21 protein-coding genes are annotated in these 16,058 nt (G+C 66.1%); 11 read left to right on the forward strand and 10 right to left on the reverse strand.

What is annotated here, in order from left to right; all coding sequences use genetic code 11:
* Positions 1-6: 6 nt before the first annotated feature.
* On the reverse strand, positions 7-498 hold the full coding sequence (locus RS84_RS00145) for a hypothetical protein (protein WP_045255737.1): 492 nt from the start codon (positions 496-498) through the stop codon (positions 7-9).
* 6 nt (positions 499-504) lie between these two features.
* Positions 505-768 carry a hypothetical protein gene (locus RS84_RS00150; RefSeq protein WP_045255738.1) on the reverse strand — a complete coding sequence of 88 codons (264 nt, stop codon included), beginning with the start codon at positions 766-768 and terminating at the stop codon, positions 505-507.
* 76 nt (positions 769-844) lie between these two features.
* On the opposite strand from RS84_RS00150, the gene RS84_RS00155 reads away from it, so the two are divergent.
* Positions 845-1,168: an ArsR/SmtB family transcription factor gene (locus RS84_RS00155; protein ID WP_045255739.1), complete on the forward strand. Its 324-nt coding sequence runs from the start codon at positions 845-847 to the stop codon at positions 1,166-1,168.
* A 68-nt stretch (positions 1,169-1,236) separates the two neighbouring features.
* Here RS84_RS00155 and RS84_RS00160 read toward each other — a convergent pair whose 3' ends face one another.
* Entirely contained in the window at positions 1,237-3,144 is a 1,908-nt protein-coding gene (locus RS84_RS00160; protein WP_045255740.1) for an FtsK/SpoIIIE domain-containing protein, read from the reverse strand.
* 929 nt (positions 3,145-4,073) lie between these two features.
* Here RS84_RS00160 and RS84_RS00165 point away from each other — a divergent pair.
* Together RS84_RS00165 and RS84_RS00170 are read left to right on the forward strand one after the other, a co-directional pair.
* Positions 4,074-4,505 (forward strand): hypothetical protein, encoded by a 432-nt coding sequence (locus tag RS84_RS00165; protein WP_045255741.1) that lies wholly within the window; start codon positions 4,074-4,076, stop codon positions 4,503-4,505.
* The gene (locus RS84_RS00170) at positions 4,505-4,885 is read left to right on the forward strand and encodes a hypothetical protein (protein WP_045255742.1); all 381 of its coding nucleotides are present in this window, start codon (positions 4,505-4,507) and stop codon (positions 4,883-4,885) included. The genes RS84_RS00165 and RS84_RS00170 overlap by 1 nt, the downstream gene beginning before the upstream one ends.
* Before the next feature lie 66 nt (positions 4,886-4,951).
* Here the strand turns inward: RS84_RS00170 and RS84_RS00175 are convergent, their stop codons facing one another.
* The 4 genes from RS84_RS00175 to RS84_RS00190 are packed head-to-tail and all read right to left on the reverse strand — an operon-like array spanning position 4,952 to position 8,455.
* On the reverse strand, positions 4,952-5,338 hold the full coding sequence (locus tag RS84_RS00175) for a hypothetical protein (protein WP_045255743.1): 387 nt from the start codon (positions 5,336-5,338) through the stop codon (positions 4,952-4,954).
* Complete coding sequence (locus tag RS84_RS00180) at positions 5,335-5,994, reverse strand: ParA family protein (protein WP_045255744.1); 660 nt, start codon at positions 5,992-5,994, stop codon at positions 5,335-5,337. Before RS84_RS00180 ends, RS84_RS00175 begins: the two co-directional genes overlap by 4 nt.
* 53 nt (positions 5,995-6,047) lie before the next feature.
* Complete coding sequence (locus tag RS84_RS00185; RefSeq protein ID WP_045255745.1) at positions 6,048-6,785, reverse strand: hypothetical protein; 738 nt, start codon at positions 6,783-6,785, stop codon at positions 6,048-6,050.
* Entirely contained in the window at positions 6,785-8,455 is a 1,671-nt protein-coding gene (locus RS84_RS00190; protein WP_045255746.1) for a hypothetical protein, read from the reverse strand. The genes RS84_RS00185 and RS84_RS00190 overlap by 1 nt, the downstream gene beginning before the upstream one ends.
* A 220-nt stretch (positions 8,456-8,675) precedes the next feature.
* Between RS84_RS00190 and RS84_RS00195 the strand changes: the two genes are divergently transcribed.
* Complete coding sequence (locus RS84_RS00195) at positions 8,676-9,062, forward strand: hypothetical protein (RefSeq protein WP_045255747.1); 387 nt, start codon at positions 8,676-8,678, stop codon at positions 9,060-9,062.
* Here the strand turns inward: RS84_RS00195 and RS84_RS00200 are convergent.
* From RS84_RS00200 to RS84_RS00210, 3 genes are all read right to left on the reverse strand, one after another.
* Positions 9,052-9,975, reverse strand: a complete 924-nt coding sequence (locus RS84_RS00200) for a replication protein RepA (protein ID WP_045255748.1) — start codon at positions 9,973-9,975, stop codon at positions 9,052-9,054. The genes RS84_RS00195 and RS84_RS00200 overlap by 11 nt on opposite strands.
* A gap of 571 nt (positions 9,976-10,546) precedes the next feature.
* Complete coding sequence (locus tag RS84_RS00205; RefSeq protein ID WP_152641703.1) at positions 10,547-10,768, reverse strand: hypothetical protein; 222 nt, start codon at positions 10,766-10,768, stop codon at positions 10,547-10,549.
* A 67-nt stretch (positions 10,769-10,835) separates the two neighbouring features.
* On the reverse strand, positions 10,836-11,270 hold the full coding sequence (locus tag RS84_RS00210; RefSeq protein WP_052676141.1) for a transposase: 435 nt from the start codon (positions 11,268-11,270) through the stop codon (positions 10,836-10,838).
* A 91-nt stretch (positions 11,271-11,361) separates the two neighbouring features.
* On the opposite strand from RS84_RS00210, the gene RS84_RS00215 reads away from it, so the two are divergent.
* From RS84_RS00215 to RS84_RS00240, 7 genes are all read left to right on the forward strand, one after another.
* A complete protein-coding gene (locus tag RS84_RS00215; protein WP_045255750.1) occupies positions 11,362-11,763 on the forward strand; it encodes a hypothetical protein in 402 nt (133 codons plus the stop codon).
* Position 11,764: 1 nt separating this feature from the next.
* The gene (locus RS84_RS00220; RefSeq protein WP_045255751.1) at positions 11,765-11,989 is read left to right on the forward strand and encodes a hypothetical protein; all 225 of its coding nucleotides are present in this window, start codon (positions 11,765-11,767) and stop codon (positions 11,987-11,989) included.
* Between the two features lie 50 nt (positions 11,990-12,039).
* Positions 12,040-12,192 (forward strand): hypothetical protein, encoded by a 153-nt coding sequence (locus RS84_RS19250; RefSeq protein ID WP_160298152.1) that lies wholly within the window; start codon positions 12,040-12,042, stop codon positions 12,190-12,192.
* An 18-nt stretch (positions 12,193-12,210) separates the two neighbouring features.
* Positions 12,211-12,927 carry a hypothetical protein gene (locus RS84_RS00225; protein WP_052676142.1) on the forward strand — a complete coding sequence of 239 codons (717 nt, stop codon included), beginning with the start codon at positions 12,211-12,213 and terminating at the stop codon, positions 12,925-12,927.
* 122 nt (positions 12,928-13,049) lie between these two features.
* Complete coding sequence (locus tag RS84_RS00230; RefSeq protein WP_045255752.1) at positions 13,050-13,739, forward strand: hypothetical protein; 690 nt, start codon at positions 13,050-13,052, stop codon at positions 13,737-13,739.
* On the forward strand, positions 13,739-14,746 hold the full coding sequence (locus tag RS84_RS00235) for a DUF3560 domain-containing protein (RefSeq protein ID WP_045255753.1): 1,008 nt from the start codon (positions 13,739-13,741) through the stop codon (positions 14,744-14,746). Before RS84_RS00230 ends, RS84_RS00235 begins: the two co-directional genes overlap by 1 nt.
* Before the next feature lie 33 nt (positions 14,747-14,779).
* Positions 14,780-14,980 carry a hypothetical protein gene (locus RS84_RS00240; protein ID WP_045255754.1) on the forward strand — a complete coding sequence of 67 codons (201 nt, stop codon included), beginning with the start codon at positions 14,780-14,782 and terminating at the stop codon, positions 14,978-14,980.
* Positions 14,981-16,058: the final 1,078 nt, after the last annotated feature.

The following is a 16,058-nucleotide window of genomic DNA, read 5'->3' on the forward strand; positions in this document are numbered from 1 at the left end:
TCTGCCCTAGTGGTCGGCGCGGCGACGAGCAGCGCGCCGACCACCGGGGTGGGTTGGTGCGGGCTGACGTGAGCCAGCCGTGACGGATGTCTTCTTGGTCGAGTGCGAACGCCGCTCCCACCAACGGGGGGCGGGCTGTGCGTTGTAGTCCCAGCGCTGCACGCTGGCGGCGATGGTGTGCCTCTTGGGAGCGGGCCGTGCCGCTCGGGGCACCGTCACTTCCTGATAGCCCGCCCTCGCCATCGCCCAGATGGACACGTCGCGCTTCATGCGGCGGACGATCCAGGTGATGACGAGCACCGAGAGGAACGCATACAGCAGAGCCGTCCACTGGCTCAGCGGCACGTTGAGGGCCATGAAGAGGCCGAACATGCCGACGAGAACCGCGATGGAGACGCCGTAGGCGCGGTAGGTCGCAACCCACGGAAGACGCTTGCCCTTCGGGCCGAGATAGTCGCGGTTGATCCGCGTCAGGTCGTCATCCGTGTAGACGTACACGTGCGGTCACGCCCCGCCGAGGAACGTAATGCGAATCCACTCCCCCAGCTCTCGCCAGTACGCGCCGATTGCGAGGAGCAGGAACGCGAGGAGGCAGATGGCGAAGGCGATACCCGCGTCACGGGGCTTCTTGGTGATGGCGAAGGTCAGGATGACGATGGCCACGATGACGACCATGACGAACACGATGTTGTCGGCAAGCCAGTTGCCGACGGCGCTGCCGTCGAAGCCGACCATCGGGACGATGCCGCTGGCGAAGATGTTGCTCATGGGTTCTCCTCTGGATGGATTTCCTGTGGTCTAATCTAGGCTATTTACGCATAATGAGCAAATAGCTTTCACTACGATGAACGAGATGACCCCGCCCCTTCCCGACCCAGAGGCCGAGCGAATCACCCGCGCTCTGGGAGTTACCCGCGCCCGCGTTGAAGTGCTGCGCCTGGTGCTGGAGAGGGGCGAGCTGACGGCCGCTGATCTGATGGCCGAGCTGGGGATAAGCCGGTCGGGGCTGCAACGCCACCTGACGACGCTCACCGCTGACGGACTGCTGTCCGAGCGTCACACGACGCACCCCCGTGGAAGCGGCCCGGTCATCTACTGGGCCGCGGATCGCGCCGAGATCGAACGTGCGCTCAGATCGTTCTCCGAACACATTCTCGGCACCCCCTGACGGAAACCCCCCTCCGTAATTGGCTGATCCGATGCTAACGGGGCTGGCTGACGCCCTCTGACGCGCTCTCACGCGGCGTCCGGGAAGAGCACTCGGGAAACGTAGTGATCGCGGCCGAGCGAGCGGTACTCTTCGCCGCTCGCCGTGCGCACCGTGAGGCGCACCGCGTCCTCGTCGAACTCGTCTTCCTCGACATCGACGACCTCGACCGGCTCGGTCTCGTCCTCGTCGAGCATGATCTGATCCCCGGCCGCGATCTGCTCGGCCTTCACGTCCTGGGTATCGAGATTGGCGAGGCTGGACTGCGCGTCCTGGATGTCGTCGGCCGTGCCGAGGTCGATGTCGTCGCCCCCGGTCGGCAGGCTCGCAGGGTCGATGTCCGGCATGTCGTTCAGGAACGGCGACACGTCCACGGGCGGCTTGTAGTCCGCGAAGTTGCGCTGCCCCAGCTCTCGGAAGGCCTCGATGGTTTCGCGATCCTGCCCGGACGCTGTGATCGGGTCGGCCACCCAGAATGTCTGCATTTCGATAGGGGTGTCTCCGTCCGGCGACGCCATCGCACGCCCCTGCACCATCGGGAGATCAACACCGACGAAACGCTGACCCGGCCCCCAGAGCATTTCGGAGCCCTGGGGGCTGACGCGCATGAGCGCGAGGCGCTGGCGGAAGTTGTCTCGCGAACCGTCGTCGAAGAGCGAGGCGTCCGGGCGCTGCACGCCGATGACGACGTTGATCTGTGCCGAGCGCGCGAGCGCTGCAAGCGCCTGGATGTCCTCGAACCACCGAGGCGTGCCCCGGAGCTTCCGCTGAGCGTGGAGGCGCTTCAGCACCTGCCGAGCGATCAGCAGCTCGTCCAGGATGAACAGGACGGGCGAGAGAGTGTCCGCGATGTGCGGATTGGCCTTGATGGCTCGATAGCGCTCCATCATGAGCGCCTCCATCGCCTCGATCATCGTGGCGATCTCGTCTGGGGTGGACGCGATGTAGCAGCCGGGGAATCCGTAGAACGGCGTCAGCTCGATCATCTTCGGATCGGCGGCGAAGACGGGGATGCCCTGAGCGACAGCGCCAAGGATGAGCGACCGGAGCACGGTCGTCTTACCGCCACCCGTGGGGCCGATGATGAGCATGTGCGGCATGGTGCTTTTCTTGCCGATCACCCACCCGCGAGGCTTCCCGTTCTCGTCGTGACCGTAGTACAGGCAGGGTGCTTTCGGAGAGGGCTTCGGAAGGCTCGGGTCGGAGCCGTCGTAGAGCTTCACGCCTGGGTGCGGAAGGTTGGTCGGAAGCACCGGGCGGGGCTCCAGGAATCCGCGATCCTTGGTCGGGTCAAACTGAGCGCGCCAACGGCCTCCGAGCTTCAGTCCGGCAGTCGCCTCCACACGACGCACCCACAGGTCGGAGCCGTCCACGGTGGTCACGCCGTAGGCGAGTTCAATGCGGTTCGGATGCAGGCTGTCTTCGCTCTGCCAGCTCGGCACATCGACGGCAAGCTCGACGTTGCGGAAGAGCGGCTGAAGAACGAGACGGATGCGGTCGATTGCGACCTGACGCGCCTTGTCGATCTCGCTGATGATCGTCATGAGACCGACCATGCGAACGCGCGGCTTCCGCGCCTTCCACGTCGCCTTGATCTCATCGACGTGCATCCGACGACGCACCGCTTCGGTGAGTTGGCGACGCCACTCGGGGTCATGGTCGGGCTGGCGCTTCTGGTACTCGAAATCGACATCCAGGGGCACGCCATCTTTGTACTTCCGAGCCTTCAGCTTGGACGAATCCCAGTCCGCGCCAAGCTCACTCGCGAGGAAGGCCGCGAATCGCTCGCGCTGCTCGGCCCTTCGAGCGACGAAGACAGACAGGACGACCACCGCGACACCCACGATGCCGAAGCAGATCGCAAGCGGAATGCCAGCAGTGAACGCGAACTGATAGGCCGCTCCCCCGAGTACCAGCGCGACGACTAGGAGAACCACACCCGTGATCCTCAGCATGTCGCTGGCTGAACGCTTGTCAGTCGATTGCTTGTTGCTTGCAGATTGCTGCATTTTGACCCTCCCACCCCCTTGACAGGCCTGGTACGCTTAGGCTGCGCTGCTTCAGCGGCTGTAGCGGCCTAAGCGATCCAACCCCGTCCCGAGGGTTCAAACCGCCGGACAGATACCCAAATCCTAACAGATTACGTGCGATTTTTGGCGATCTTCAGGAAACGTATTACGTGCGATTCGCTCTCGCTTCAGCGATCCGGGCGATGGGCCTGACCGCCAACAGTCTCACAACGTAACCCGTGCATAGACAAGCTGGCACCGAAGCAACGTAACCCGTGCATGCTGCGCATCGGTCATCGCCCCTCTCGGACTCACGTATTACGTGGGCTCGCGGGCGCGCCCGTTGGTCACCCTGCCCGTTCTTTGGTCACGTAATCTGTTGGCGCAAACCGTCCGAGGAAACGCCATTTTGCAAACAGATTACGTTAGCTCGCCGCTTCTCCTGCCTCTCCGGTCCTGCCGGGGCAAAGAACAGGTTACGTTGTAACCACTCGACCGTGCGAGGTCGATGCGAGGAACACTCCGCAACCGGATTACGTTAATTCCCTGGGCGTGCTCACCCTGCCAGCCGGAGGGGAGATCGACGCTATCGACTCCCGGCTGCTCCTAACAGAGCACGTTCGGCGGCTTCATCGTTTCGAGAGTCCCTGAAGCTCACTTCCGGCAGCCCAGGCATACCCCCGCGGATGGCTCTGAGATAACGTAATCCGTTCTTCACCTTCGCGCCTCCACGCGGGTACGCCCCATCATCCCCACCGCCTCGCATGGAACAGATTACGTGCGCCGCTTCACCTGCCTATGTTGAACGTAATCTGTTAGAATCGGGACACTGATTCACCACCCTGTTTGATCCCGCGATGGAGGGCACGTTGAGCGACTACGACCACCCCGAGACCCCCTGGCACGAAGGCCAGAATCACGAGCACCACGAGCACCACGAGACCCCCGCGGAAACCTCCGATTCGCACCAGGAAGCACCGCCGACGAAGCCCCGCGCGAAGCGCCCCGGCCCCCGCAAGATGGTCGATCAACCGACCCAGCGATTCGAGGGTCAGATGTACGTGAGGCAGTACGACCAGGGCACGCAGGTCGTGAATCGACTGAAGCGCGAGAAGTCCTCAGTGCCCTCGGCCGAGCGTCGGCGGCTCACTATCAACACGCTCGTCCGCGTCGCGATGACGGTTCTCCTGGAGCACCGTCAAGCGCTGAAGGGCGTCACTGAAGAGGAGCTGCTGGAGCAGTTCCGCGAGAGCCTGGCCGCACGTGCCGGGCAGGCTGGAGAGCACTGATGTCCAAGGCTGCTACTGCACCCGCTCCGCGCGCTCGACTGCGCTGGACGCCGACCGCGACCCTCTATGCAGTGCTCGCCGCACTCGTCGTCATCGTCGTCTCTGCATCGCTCACCGGCAACCCGTTCGGGGCGTACTTCGCCGCCTACGTGTCCACCGCTCTCGTGATCTATGGCCTCCTCGACCTCACTCGCAAGATCCGCGCGCGCCGCTCCGTCGCCCGCACGCTCCCGGTGCTGGCGACCGGCCTGGTGACCGGCCTCTTCATGAACATGGGTATGGTTCTCGGATGGAGCGTCTATCTCGCGTTCCTCGTCGGGCAGCTCTTCACTGTGGGACTCGTCGTCTGGCTGATGTCCTCCGACAAGCCGAAGGCCTGACCCCCGCACGCAAACGACGAGGGCCGATCCCAGAAACGGGATCGGCCCTCGTCGTATGCGTGCGGCTTAGTCCTTGTTGCGCTGGCGAGCCTGACGGCGGGCCTTGCCCCACATGCGCAGCGCCTCCGCCACGGCGGCGTCGTTCGTGAGCCTCTTTCCCAGCGCAGCTTCCTCGGCCTTCTCCTCCGCGATGATCTGGAGCGCGTCGGGCGGGAGGCGGAACGTCTGCGCCTTGGTGATCGGAATGACCTTGCCCGAGGGGGTCACCTTCACGGCCGGGGCAGCGTCGGCCTTGGGAGCGGTTGGAGCCGCCGCGGGAGCGGCCTCCTCACGCTCGATCTCTTCCCTGGGCGCGCTCTCGCTCTTGGATGCGAGAGCGCCCCAGTCGGGCGTCTTCCTCCGCGGCCGGGTGGGCTTAGCGGGCGTCTTGGCCGGAGCCTTCTTGTCGGTCATTCGTCGTCGCCTCCTTCGAGGATTTCTGTCAGGACTTGGGGGAACACCCCGAGGTCGTCGGGAACGGTGCCGAAGGCCTGGCTGTAGAGCAGGACGAACGGCACATCGGTGGGGAGCACGTCGAGACCGACATTCGCGATGGCTTCCTTGGCCTCTCGGAGGCTCACGGTGTTGGGCTTCACGCGGGTGAAGAGAACGCTGAGTTCGAGGGGGTGGCTGACGCCGATCTCGGCCGCAGCTTCGAGAGTGGGCTTGATGCGCACGGCCTCGGCCGGGGATGCCGTGATGGGGGTCACGAGGTAGTCGGTGACCGAGAGCGCCTGACGGAGAATCCCGGCGTCACCGGGGCCGGTGTCGATCACCAGGTGGCCGGTGTGCCCCGAGTCGCGCACGCGCTTGGCGAGGTTGATCGACGGCCAGTAGTGCACGTTGATCTCGGACGGCCACTCTTCCCCGGCCAGCTCGCTCCACTCGAAGGTCGTTCCGTTGATGCTGTCGGCATCGACGAGCATCACCGGGAGATCGCTGAAGCGCGCCAGCGTCAGCGCGATCTCAACGGCCGTGGTGCTCTTGCCGGTTCCCCCTTTGAGGTTGCCAACGGTGAGCCTGACGGGCTCACTGCGCTCTGCGAGGAGCGCCTTCAGGTGCTCAGTCATGGATTCAACCCTTTCTAGTTGATTGCTACTTTATTGCAAGTTGCTTGCAAGGTCTAGCGGTCTTCGGAGTTTCGTGGCTTGTAGGCGCGACTCGACTTGTCGGTGCGCTGGGAGTCGTAGACCGTCATGGTGACGCCCGTGATCGGCACCTTCGAGACATCGAGGTTGGCGTAGCGCTCCGCAGCCTGGGACGCGAGCCAGTGCAGCGGGTTCCCGCCGCCGAGCTGATTGAAGCGGTTGAGGAGCGAGGAGGCGTTGTAGTCGTTGACTTCCATGACGCGGCCGTTGGCGTAGGTGAGCTGGAGCCGAATGCGCTTCTGCGTGTCCTTGGACTGCCCGCGCGCAGCGGCGCGGGTGAGACGCAGCAGCTCGGATTCGGCCGTGGTGCGGCCCTTCGCCGTCTTGCCCTTCGGCAGCTTGAGTTCGTGCTGACGGCCACCGCCGCCCATGTAGGTCGTCGTGGTCTGGAGCCGTCCACCCTGCTTCTCGGGTGTGTAGCGGCCTCCCGTGTCCTCGGGAACGGTGGTCTTCGTCTCAGAGCCCGCCTTCGTGCGGACGGGCACGAGGTTGCCGTCACGGCCGCGTCGGCGGGGCGGGATGGTCGTCGCGCGGCCGGTGGTCGCCAGCTCGCGCAGCGTGGTCGTGTAGAGAGCACCGCTCGTCTCGCCGTTGAGCACCTTGCGCACCATCTTGGGATCGCGGCGCAGCTCTCGGGCGATCTCGGTAGTGGAGACGCCACGGCCGCGCAGCTCTTGGATCAGCTCGCGGGCAGAGCGCTTGTCTTCGGCCATCACTCGGCCCCTTCCTCGGTGAGTGCCCCGCGCGGCCCGGCCTTCTCGGCGCGGTCGCGGAGGCGGTCGCGGGCCTCGCGGGTCGTGGGGGTCTTGAACGATCCGCGCAGCGCGCCCTTGATGCGCAGCCGTCCGGTGTTCCCGTCGTCGCCACCGCCCCGCGTCACAGGCAGCGACCATTCGGGCACAACGGTGCTGTAGACGGCATCGCCGTTGACCCCGATGAGGGATTCGCCGGGAAGGCGCAGCGCGCCGCCCGCGGGCGTCCCCTGCGCGGTGGGCGCGGAGAGGAGGCGAGCACGGCCGCGCCCCCAGACCTGCACGGCCAGTTCGGGCCGGTAGTTCTGCGACTCCCACCGATCTCCCGGCGCTTCGTAGGTGAAGAACTTGCCGTGACGGGTAGCGCGCCCCTGGTACTCGGCCGGGATGTCGAGCGCGGATTCGACGAGGATCGTCTTCGTCGTGCCGCGCGAGGCGAAGGAGCCGACCGTCTGAATGAGAATCTGCCGCAGCGCCGACGAGACGGCCTTGCGCAGCATCCACGGCAGCTCTTGGTTCTTCTCGACCGCATCGCGGGCCTTGTTCAGGCGGCTCATGAAGGTGTCGAGCGGCTTGTCCTTTTGCCAGCGAATTGCTTGCAGCGGCTCGATGAGCCAGCCCGCGTTGAGGGCCACCGCGACCTCGGAGGCATCCGCCCACGTGGTGTGTCGCGCTCCGGGCCGGTTCGGGTAGAACCATCCATCGGCGGGGTTCTCGTGCTGCACGCCCAGGATGCCGATGTGCCGCCACCCCTCGGGGACGGTGAAGCGAACCTCGTACCAGGCGCGGGCAAAGGGATCGGTGGTCATGAGGTCGTAGGCGGCGGCGCGGTTGAGCCGGACGCCGGGGCCGATCCCCAGCTCACGGCCAAGCGCGGCGTACATGAACCGGCCATCGACATAGCTGAAGGTGTCGATCTTGGGCGTCTTCGCGGGGTCAATGAGCGGCACGAAGTCGGGGTGCTGTGAGGCGTACTCTCCGGCCACCAGGTGCTCGACGTGATGCTGTCCGCTCGTGCGGTGAAGGTCTGCCGCGATATCGCGGTCGATGGCGGGCGGGATGATGAGCTGCTTCTGGCTGTCACGCCGGAGGGACTGCCACCACATGCTCATGCCGGTACGAGAGGGCGTGTAGAGGAGGAACTGCTTCGGGAGGATGCCCTGAATCACCGCCTCGGTGACGTTCCACGCCTCCCGCGCCTGCCAGGGCTTCAGGGGGAGCGGTGTGTCATCGTCGCTGTCGGGATCGGAGACCTTGGGGAACCACTCCCCCGCGGTACGCACGTCCACCTTCTGCCCGGTCTGGATGTGCTCGAACCTGCCCACCATCGGCGCGCTGCGTTTGTGGCCGGTCGCCTTCCATCCGGGCGTCTGCACGAAGAGCCAGTGCCGGACGCCTGGAGCGGGCTCGGGCTTCTCGCCGCACAGCATGATCCGGCGCGCGCCATAGCCCGCAGCTGTGTCGAGGAGATCGGTGAGGTTCGGAGCCTTGCGCCGATCCCCGATCTTCGGCGTCACAGTCGTGCCGTCCTGAGTGACCCCCTGGCCGGTCTTCACGTCAACCCAGATCGTCGGGATTCGCGATCCGTAGCTGATGCCGGTCGTGCGGCCGGTCTCGGTTGCGCCGTACATCGAACCTCCTTCTGCTTGTACCCTTCGAGCCTATCCAACTTGCAAGCTACTTGCAAGCATTTTGCTTGCCGATTCTCGCGGGCCATAGCAGAGGAATCCCCTTTAGTCGCGTGGCCTCTCCCCCGTAGAATGGGGCGACCGCCTGGCTACCCGACCGGGCGCACAGAGAGGTAGCGGCCCTGTGCAAATTCCCCTTGCAGCCGTTGAGCCGGATGACCTCGTGTCCGTCCGTGTGTCGGACACGTTCACCATTGAGCTGCGCACGCCCCCGGTCGGGGATGCCACGGTGGTGCAGCATGGCCGGCGATTCCTGCGCGCGTGGAAGACGTTGCCCCGTTTCGCCGCGGTGGCCTCCCCTGATGACACCGTGGAGCTGCTTCAGCGGCATGGGGATGGCCAACCGGCCCGGCATCCGCACGGGTGGGCGATCACCCGACCCGATCTCTCCGAGCCGATGCACTACTTCCGAGAAACGTCGTCGCTGTGCGGCGAAGTCATCGGCTATGCCGGGCTCTGCTATCCCCGCTTTGACGCGGGTTTCTTCCCGGAAGGGATGACGCTGTGCTCGGCATGTCAGGCCAGCATCCGCGAGGGCGTTAGCTCGTGATGGAGCGCTGCGGGATGTGCCGGGGCGACGGCATGAGAATCAGCGTGTTGTCGGTGACGCGCACACGCGCGGTCGCGTAGACCTTCGTGACATCGCTCAGGGCTTCGAGGAACTTGGGCTTGAACTGCCTCACGAGCTTGAAGCTCGATCCGAACTGGGCGTGAAGCTGCTCCCAGGTCACGTGCGTGCTCTTCTCAAGCGAGTTGAGGCGATAGGTGAGCCACACATAGATGTCGTGCCGGAGCGACGAGCCGCCGAGGGCGCGGAGATCGTCGAGGTAAACCGGCATCGCCGCGGTGACGATGGACTCGAAGAACTCCTCGGAGAGCACGACGCTAGAGCCCCAGAGCGCCGGGGCGTCGTCGCGGCCGTTGAGCCAGAGCTGTAGCCCCTTGGTGATCGGGAGCTTCTGGAAGCGGTAGCCCCAGCCGTCATCGGTCGTCGCGTGCTCACTGAGCTGGATATCGCACGCGGCGAGCGCTTCAATCTGCGTGCGGATGCGGCGGCGGTCGGTTGAGCCGTGGGAGAGCCCGAGCTTGGACATGAACTCGCGCTGCGAGTCGCCCAGGTGGATAACGGGCTCACGGGTGCGCACGGCTTCGGTGGCCATGTATGTCAGCGCCATCCGAGGGATGACGCCGAAGGGGTAACCCGCGCTCACCCACGAGCCGTCAGCGGTCAGCTTCTCGCCGGGGCGGACGATGAGCGAGACTCCGTTGTTGCGCGCTTCCCAACGGGGGGCATCGCCAGGGTTGCGGTGCGGAAGGCTGAAGCGAGCCCAGAGCGGCGACGTGTAGGCGATATCGCCTCGCTCCTCGCCACTGAGTTCTAGCTCGGTCTGGAGGTCGAGTAGCTTCCGCTCGCGCCAGGTCGGGTCAAGCGGGTGCTTCTGGTCGAGTGATATCTTCGTCATCGAGCGCTCCTCTTAGCGTTCCACCGGCCCCAGGAGTGACAGCTCCGTGGGGCCGAATCTTTGCCCGATCCTTGCACAAATCTGCGCGCATTCCGGGCACCTTGGAGAGGCGCGAAATGCGCCCCTTGCAACCTGCAATCTTGCCGCGTGCAACCTGCTTGCAAGTCGCTGGCAATCTTCGGCCTGTGGATAACTGGCCCCCGCGTCACCAAATACCCCCAGGGCCGTCCTGTGGATAACTCGGCGCAGCGGGGGTATTTGGTGACGCGGCCGGGGGTATTTGGTGACGCGGCCGGGGGTATTTGGTGACGCGCGCCTTCGATTAATACCAGGTCATCGGCTGAATCTGAGCCGCCCCAAGTAGTTTTCTCACGTAGCTCTTTCACGTAACCATCTCTGGAAGGGTTCTTAACGTGACCACACGTCGCGCGCGCACGGGCTTTCGCACGGGGGTTGCCGTGGCCTGCTTCGCAGCCCACGCCTTCATGGAGCCCTGCCGGACTCGTGCGCATGGTGCGTTGCGTCGCGGTCATCGAAGCTTCGGCGCGTCGGTCTGTGGTCGTCATGATGGCTAGGTGTTCGACAGCTCGGAGGAGTCGGCGTTCATCGCTTTTCGGAGCCCGGCTTCAGTCATGTCGAGCAGAGCGGCGATCTCGCGCCAGGTGAGCTTGCCCGGCTCTTCACGGGCACGGAGCACCGCGGCGCGGCGACGCTCGGGGAAGGTGCGCGACTCCTCCGCGAGTGCGGTGAGGTCGGAGCGCTTGCGATCCTGCGGGGCTGAGTTCTTGGCCATGAGGTCATGGTACGCAACCGAGTTTCGTTCCTCGGTTGCGTCAGCGGTGAGCTGGGGCATCGGTGGTCTATTCCTCCTCGTCGGGAAGGCTGATGACCAGGCATGGCGTCAGCTCCCAGTCGAATGCTTCGACGCGGATACGGAGCCGAGCGGCGATAGGAAGCTCCACGCGGCTCTCAGCGCCGTTTGGGGCCTTGTTGGGGATTCGGTACACCTCGAACCAGAACGGCGCTCCTGGGTGCCCTAGCGCGCGTTTCGCAGCTATGCGCGCGGCCATGAGGACATCCCACCAGCGCCCGCTCTCGTCCTGCCCGATGTCGTCGCGCGTCCACTCGACGACATCGGCGTAGGCGGCGGTCGTGAGGATCACCGAGAGCCGGAATCCGGCTTCTCGTGTGACCTCGGGGAACGGCTCGACAGACAGCCCGTCAGCGACGGCCTGCTGTGCCGTGTAGGCGTAGTACACCACGTGCTCGTGGTGATCGTGCTGAACATTGGTCATGCAACTCAGTTTGGTTCCTGAGTTGTGGTCTTGTCAACCCAGGAACTAAACTCAGTTGCGTAACCCGGTAACTCAACCGAGAGGAAGAACGATGACCAAGCGATACACGCCCGGCGAGCCGGTCGGCGCGATGCGGCCCGGCTGCGTCTTGGACTACAGCTGCATCGTCGTGAGCGTTGCCGACGACTGCCGGAGCTTGCAGGTTCGCTTCAGCGATGGCGAGATCGAGCGCGTCTCTACTCACCCGGATTTCACCTGGAGCATGCGCCGCGCCTACCGCTACGCGGCCAAGTACACGGCCGAGGCGGACGCGCGAGGCGGTGACATCGAGTCCACGGCTGAGGCCTTCGACGAGTTCACCGCGGGATGCGCCCGCCGCCCCGACTACTTCGACCGGCTGCATGCGCTCTGGGTGCTCCGTCGCGACCCCGAGGGGGCGCGTCTGGGATGCCCCGTAGCCTTTGCTCAGGACATGACCGCGGAAGGACGCTGACGTGCAGAGCTTCGACAACCGGAGCCGCCCCGCGCGGCGGCTCCGCCGTGCGCTGCTGCGCGGCCTGCTGCTCGTGGTGATCGCCGGGGCGTACCTCGCCCTCGTCTTCTTCGTCCTGTCGCTCCTGCCGCCCTCGTTCGTGCCGGGGGTGCTGGCGGCGATGATCCTCGCCCCGTTCGCCGTCGTGATGTACCTCAACTCCCGGCGTGGAGGGTGGCCGCGGTAGTTGTAAGCAAGATGCTTGCAACTTGCTTGCAGATGATCTAAGGTGGAGCTATGACGAACGACACCGCCCTCTCCCCCGCCCGCATGATCGAGCGCTACGAGCGCGCTGTAGCCCGTCACCCCTTCGGCCCGCTGACCTACCGTCAGCACGTCGAGCTGAAGAACCTCCACCACTGGAAGCGCCGCGCTGCTGCGGCTCACTGAGCTACCGAGGAAGACGACATGGACACCGCGACCGCGACCCCAACCGAGATCGACACCCTGCTCTCCGAGCTGTACCAGCGTGAGGGCATCGCCCGCGCTGCGCTGGAGCGGAGCCGCCGCGACATCTACCGCGCCCTCGGCAACCGCGTCCCCAGCTCCGCACGGCTGCGCATCCCGCTCACGGATGCCGACCTGGCAGCCTTCCGGGCTCGCGTCGAGGATGACCAGGTGTTCGGCTACAACCACCGCCGCCTGCTGGAGAGCTTCGACAAGGCGACCGCCGCCCTCGCGGGGATCGCCGCCGAAGAGGCACCGCTGCACGCCGAGTACGCGCGCCGCCCGTGGTCGCGGTTCTTCCTCGTGCAGGGCGGGCACATCCACTCGTCAATGCACTGCTCGACTTGTAACCGAAACGGCAAGCTCACCGCGTTCGCCTGGCTCCCCGAGCTGTCGGGCCAGACCGAAGCGGAAGCCGTCGCCGCTCAGGGTGCCGTGCTCTGCACGACCTGCTACCCCTCCGCGCCGCTGTCCTGGACGGACTTCTACGAGCGTGAGGCCGAGCGGAAAGCCGCCGAATACTGCACCGGCTCCGGCACCACCGACTGGAAAGACGGGCAGGTGCGAACGGGCTTCATGTCCGGCAACGGCGGCTACTGCGCCCACTGCGGCGGATGGGCGGGCACGACCTCCCGAAGCAGCAAGACCATGCGGAAGCACAAGCCCGCCAAGGCCTGACCGCCGCGACCGAGCGAGCCCCACCCCTCCGATCTGGAAGCGTGGGGCTCGCTTTGTTCCCACATCCAGTTCTTGCAAGCAAGTTGCTTGCAAGTTGCTTGCAGATGTGACACGATGGGGCCATGACCAAGAACACGACGACACAGGCCGCGCGGCTCATCGCCTTCCGCGTCCGCAAGGGCGGCAACCCCGAGGAATCCGCCCGACTGCTCGACGAGATCGCCACGGCACACAGCGGCGACAACCTCGCTCACGCGCTGCACTACAACGGATTCGTCAGCCAGGCTCGCGCCGAGCGCGCGGCCGACTCGCTGGAGATCGAGCGCACCAACGAGCACGTGCGCCAGGTCGCTGAACTCCTGCCATTCGATGTCGAGCTGTGGGCCGACATGGGCGCGAACTACTCCGGGCACTACGCCCTCGTCGTCGATCTCGGATCGCGTGGCGACGAGGACGACCCGCACGACCGCGCCGGGATCGAGCACACCGGCCCGCGCCCCACCTGGTGGATTGAGACCGCTGGAGGCGAGACCTTCGAGGACTCCGGCCTGAGCCGTCTCACCGATCCCGTGCGCATCGCCCAGTGGATCAGCGACCGCGCCAGCGATCTCGGATGCCCGGCCGCGCAGATCGAGCGACCCGACTGGGCGACCGTCAGCCGCTGGGAAGACGCTCACAAGGCCGCGGGAGCCTGGCCGACCGCCGCCGTCGTCTGGCAGGCGTTCCACGTAGAGGGCGACCGCTGCACCCGCGCCGAGACCACCCATGACTGCCCGCGCAGCCACGACTACCGCCGACCGGAGGACATCTGATGCTCTCGATTACCCACACCCACGAGGCCGGAACACTGATCGACGGCACCGCCCGCGGCGACGGCACCGCGGACATCCTGAAGCGCCAAGGCTGGCGCTGGGGCCGCTCCATCGCCTCGTGGTACGTGCCCCAGTCGCGCGACCGCCTGCCGAAGACCTGGATCATCGACCGCACCGCCGCCGCACTCCGCGACGCCGGATTCAGCGTCGAACTGGAGATCGACGAGACCCACCGCACCACGGCCGAAGTCGAGGACGGCAAGCGCGAACGCCAGACCGAGCGCGTCTCCGCCCTCACCGACAAGGCGGAGCGTCGCCAGCTCGCCGCGGATGCAGCCGACGCAAACCTCCGCCGCCGCCTGGACTCTCTGCCGCCGATGGGCGAGCCCGTCAAGATCGGGCACCACTCCGAGGGTCGGCACCGCGCCGCGATCCGTCGTGCTGACTCGGCATTCCGCGCGAGCGTGGAAGCCGATGCAGCAGCCGACAACGCAGCCGAGCGAGCACGCATCGCCGCGCAGACCACCAACAGCCGCTATGCGCCCCGAACCGTTGCCCGCCGCATCGAGCGGCTGACCACCGAGGCCCGCGGCATCCGCCGCAAGCTCGACGGCTACTCCCACACCTTCGCAGGCGGCTTCGTCGAGACCTACCCGCCCGCCACGGGTGACTACCGAGACCGGCTCTCCGCGCTGCTCGCAGAAACCGAGGATCAGGTCACCTTCTGGCAGGCCATCCGCGCGTCACAGATCGAGGCCGGGGAAGCAGGCGACTACTCGCCCGAAACCATCCACAAGGGTGACCGCGTGCTCTACATGCGGGAGTGGTGCGAGGTCACCCGCGTGAACCCCAAGAGCGTCAGCGTGCTCATGCGCTCCGGGTACTGGGACGGCTCCCCGAGAAAGACCACGGTGCCCTATGGCGACATCGCAGGGCACAAGCGAGAGGCGGCGGAAGCCGCCGACGTATCGCGGGCTACTCAACCCGGTGTCCGCGGCCGTGCGTAGTATCCGAGCAGTTCGCAGAGGAGGGAAAGACCGATGATGTCTGAGTTCATCGCCTACATAACGGCGAACCCGATGATGCTTGTAGTCATGGGCGGAGCTGGCCTTATCGGCCTCGCTGCGGCCTTCATGGCTTACCTCGACGACGAGCCTCTGAAGCTGGCCTTTTTCGGCCTCGGCGGTGGCGTGCTCTCGGGCACCGCACTGGCCTGCGTCTTGATTCCGTTGCTGTCCTGACCCCTGACCCCGGCCCCGGCTTCGCGCGTTTCCGGCTCTCGTGTCCCCCGAATGGTGGACATTGGGGGCCGGTTTCGTGTGTGGGGGGCTGTGGGGCGTTCTGAGCGTCTTTCCCGTCGTTTGGCTACCCGGATGCCGGGGAGGGGGTTTTGTCGCGTCCTGGGGGCGGTGGCGGGCTTGTGGCGGTGGTTTCGTGGCCGGTGGGGGAGTAGTGCTCGGCTCCAGCTCGTCGGCGGGCTGCTCGTGCAGCTCCTCGCGGCCGTCGTCGGCGTGCGCCGTGGTGGTTGTCGTCGGCCGCGGGCTCGGTGCTGGCAGGTTGCAAGCAAGGTGCTTGCCGGATGCTTGCAAACGTGGTATTGCGGACCTTTTGCGGGCTGGGCAGGGAGTCTCGGGGCCGCGTCGAGCGTCAGCGACTTGCAATCAGCTTGCAAGCAAGGTGCTTGCGAATTCTGTGACAGCATGCGGAGGCTGAGCGCGCGCCGCGGCGTCGGGCCGGAGGCTCAGAGGAGAGGGACGAAAAAATGCACGCGCGGGCGGGAGCTGCGCGGCATCCGGTGGGGGAGGGGCGGGCGCGGCCGACGTGGGCATGCCTCGACGAGCCGGGAGGCGACCCCCGTCATCCCCAGCCATGCCCAACCCGGCCACGCTGAGAGCTGGAATCGCCCGTAAAACCGCGCCAGGAGGCCCGTAGAGCGCCGAACAGGGCTCCCGAGCACTCCCAGCCACCCAACCCCGCGACGAGCCGCACAGCGACGCGCACGAGCCCGGCAGCACGCGCGGTCACGCCAGTGCGCCGCGTGCCCAACCCGGCCACGAGCACGACGCGACCCCTCGACGACATCGCACCACGCGCGCCCAGCCACGTCGAGCAAGCAAGGCGCAAGCAACACGCAAGCACAGCAGCGGAGCGACAGCGACGCCAGGGCACCGCCAGGTGCCCGTTCGAGCGGGCGCGCCAGCGCCCGCCCCCATCGACGTATCCACCAGCTCGTGAAGTTCTTCGTGCTCCAGCGCCGAGTCCATCCCGCGCGCACGACGGCGCTCGTATCGGGCGACCCGATCCACGATGTACTTTTAC

The sequence above is a fragment of the Microbacterium hydrocarbonoxydans genome (assembly GCF_000956475.1).
Classification (GTDB): domain Bacteria; phylum Actinomycetota; class Actinomycetes; order Actinomycetales; family Microbacteriaceae; genus Microbacterium; species Microbacterium hydrocarbonoxydans_A.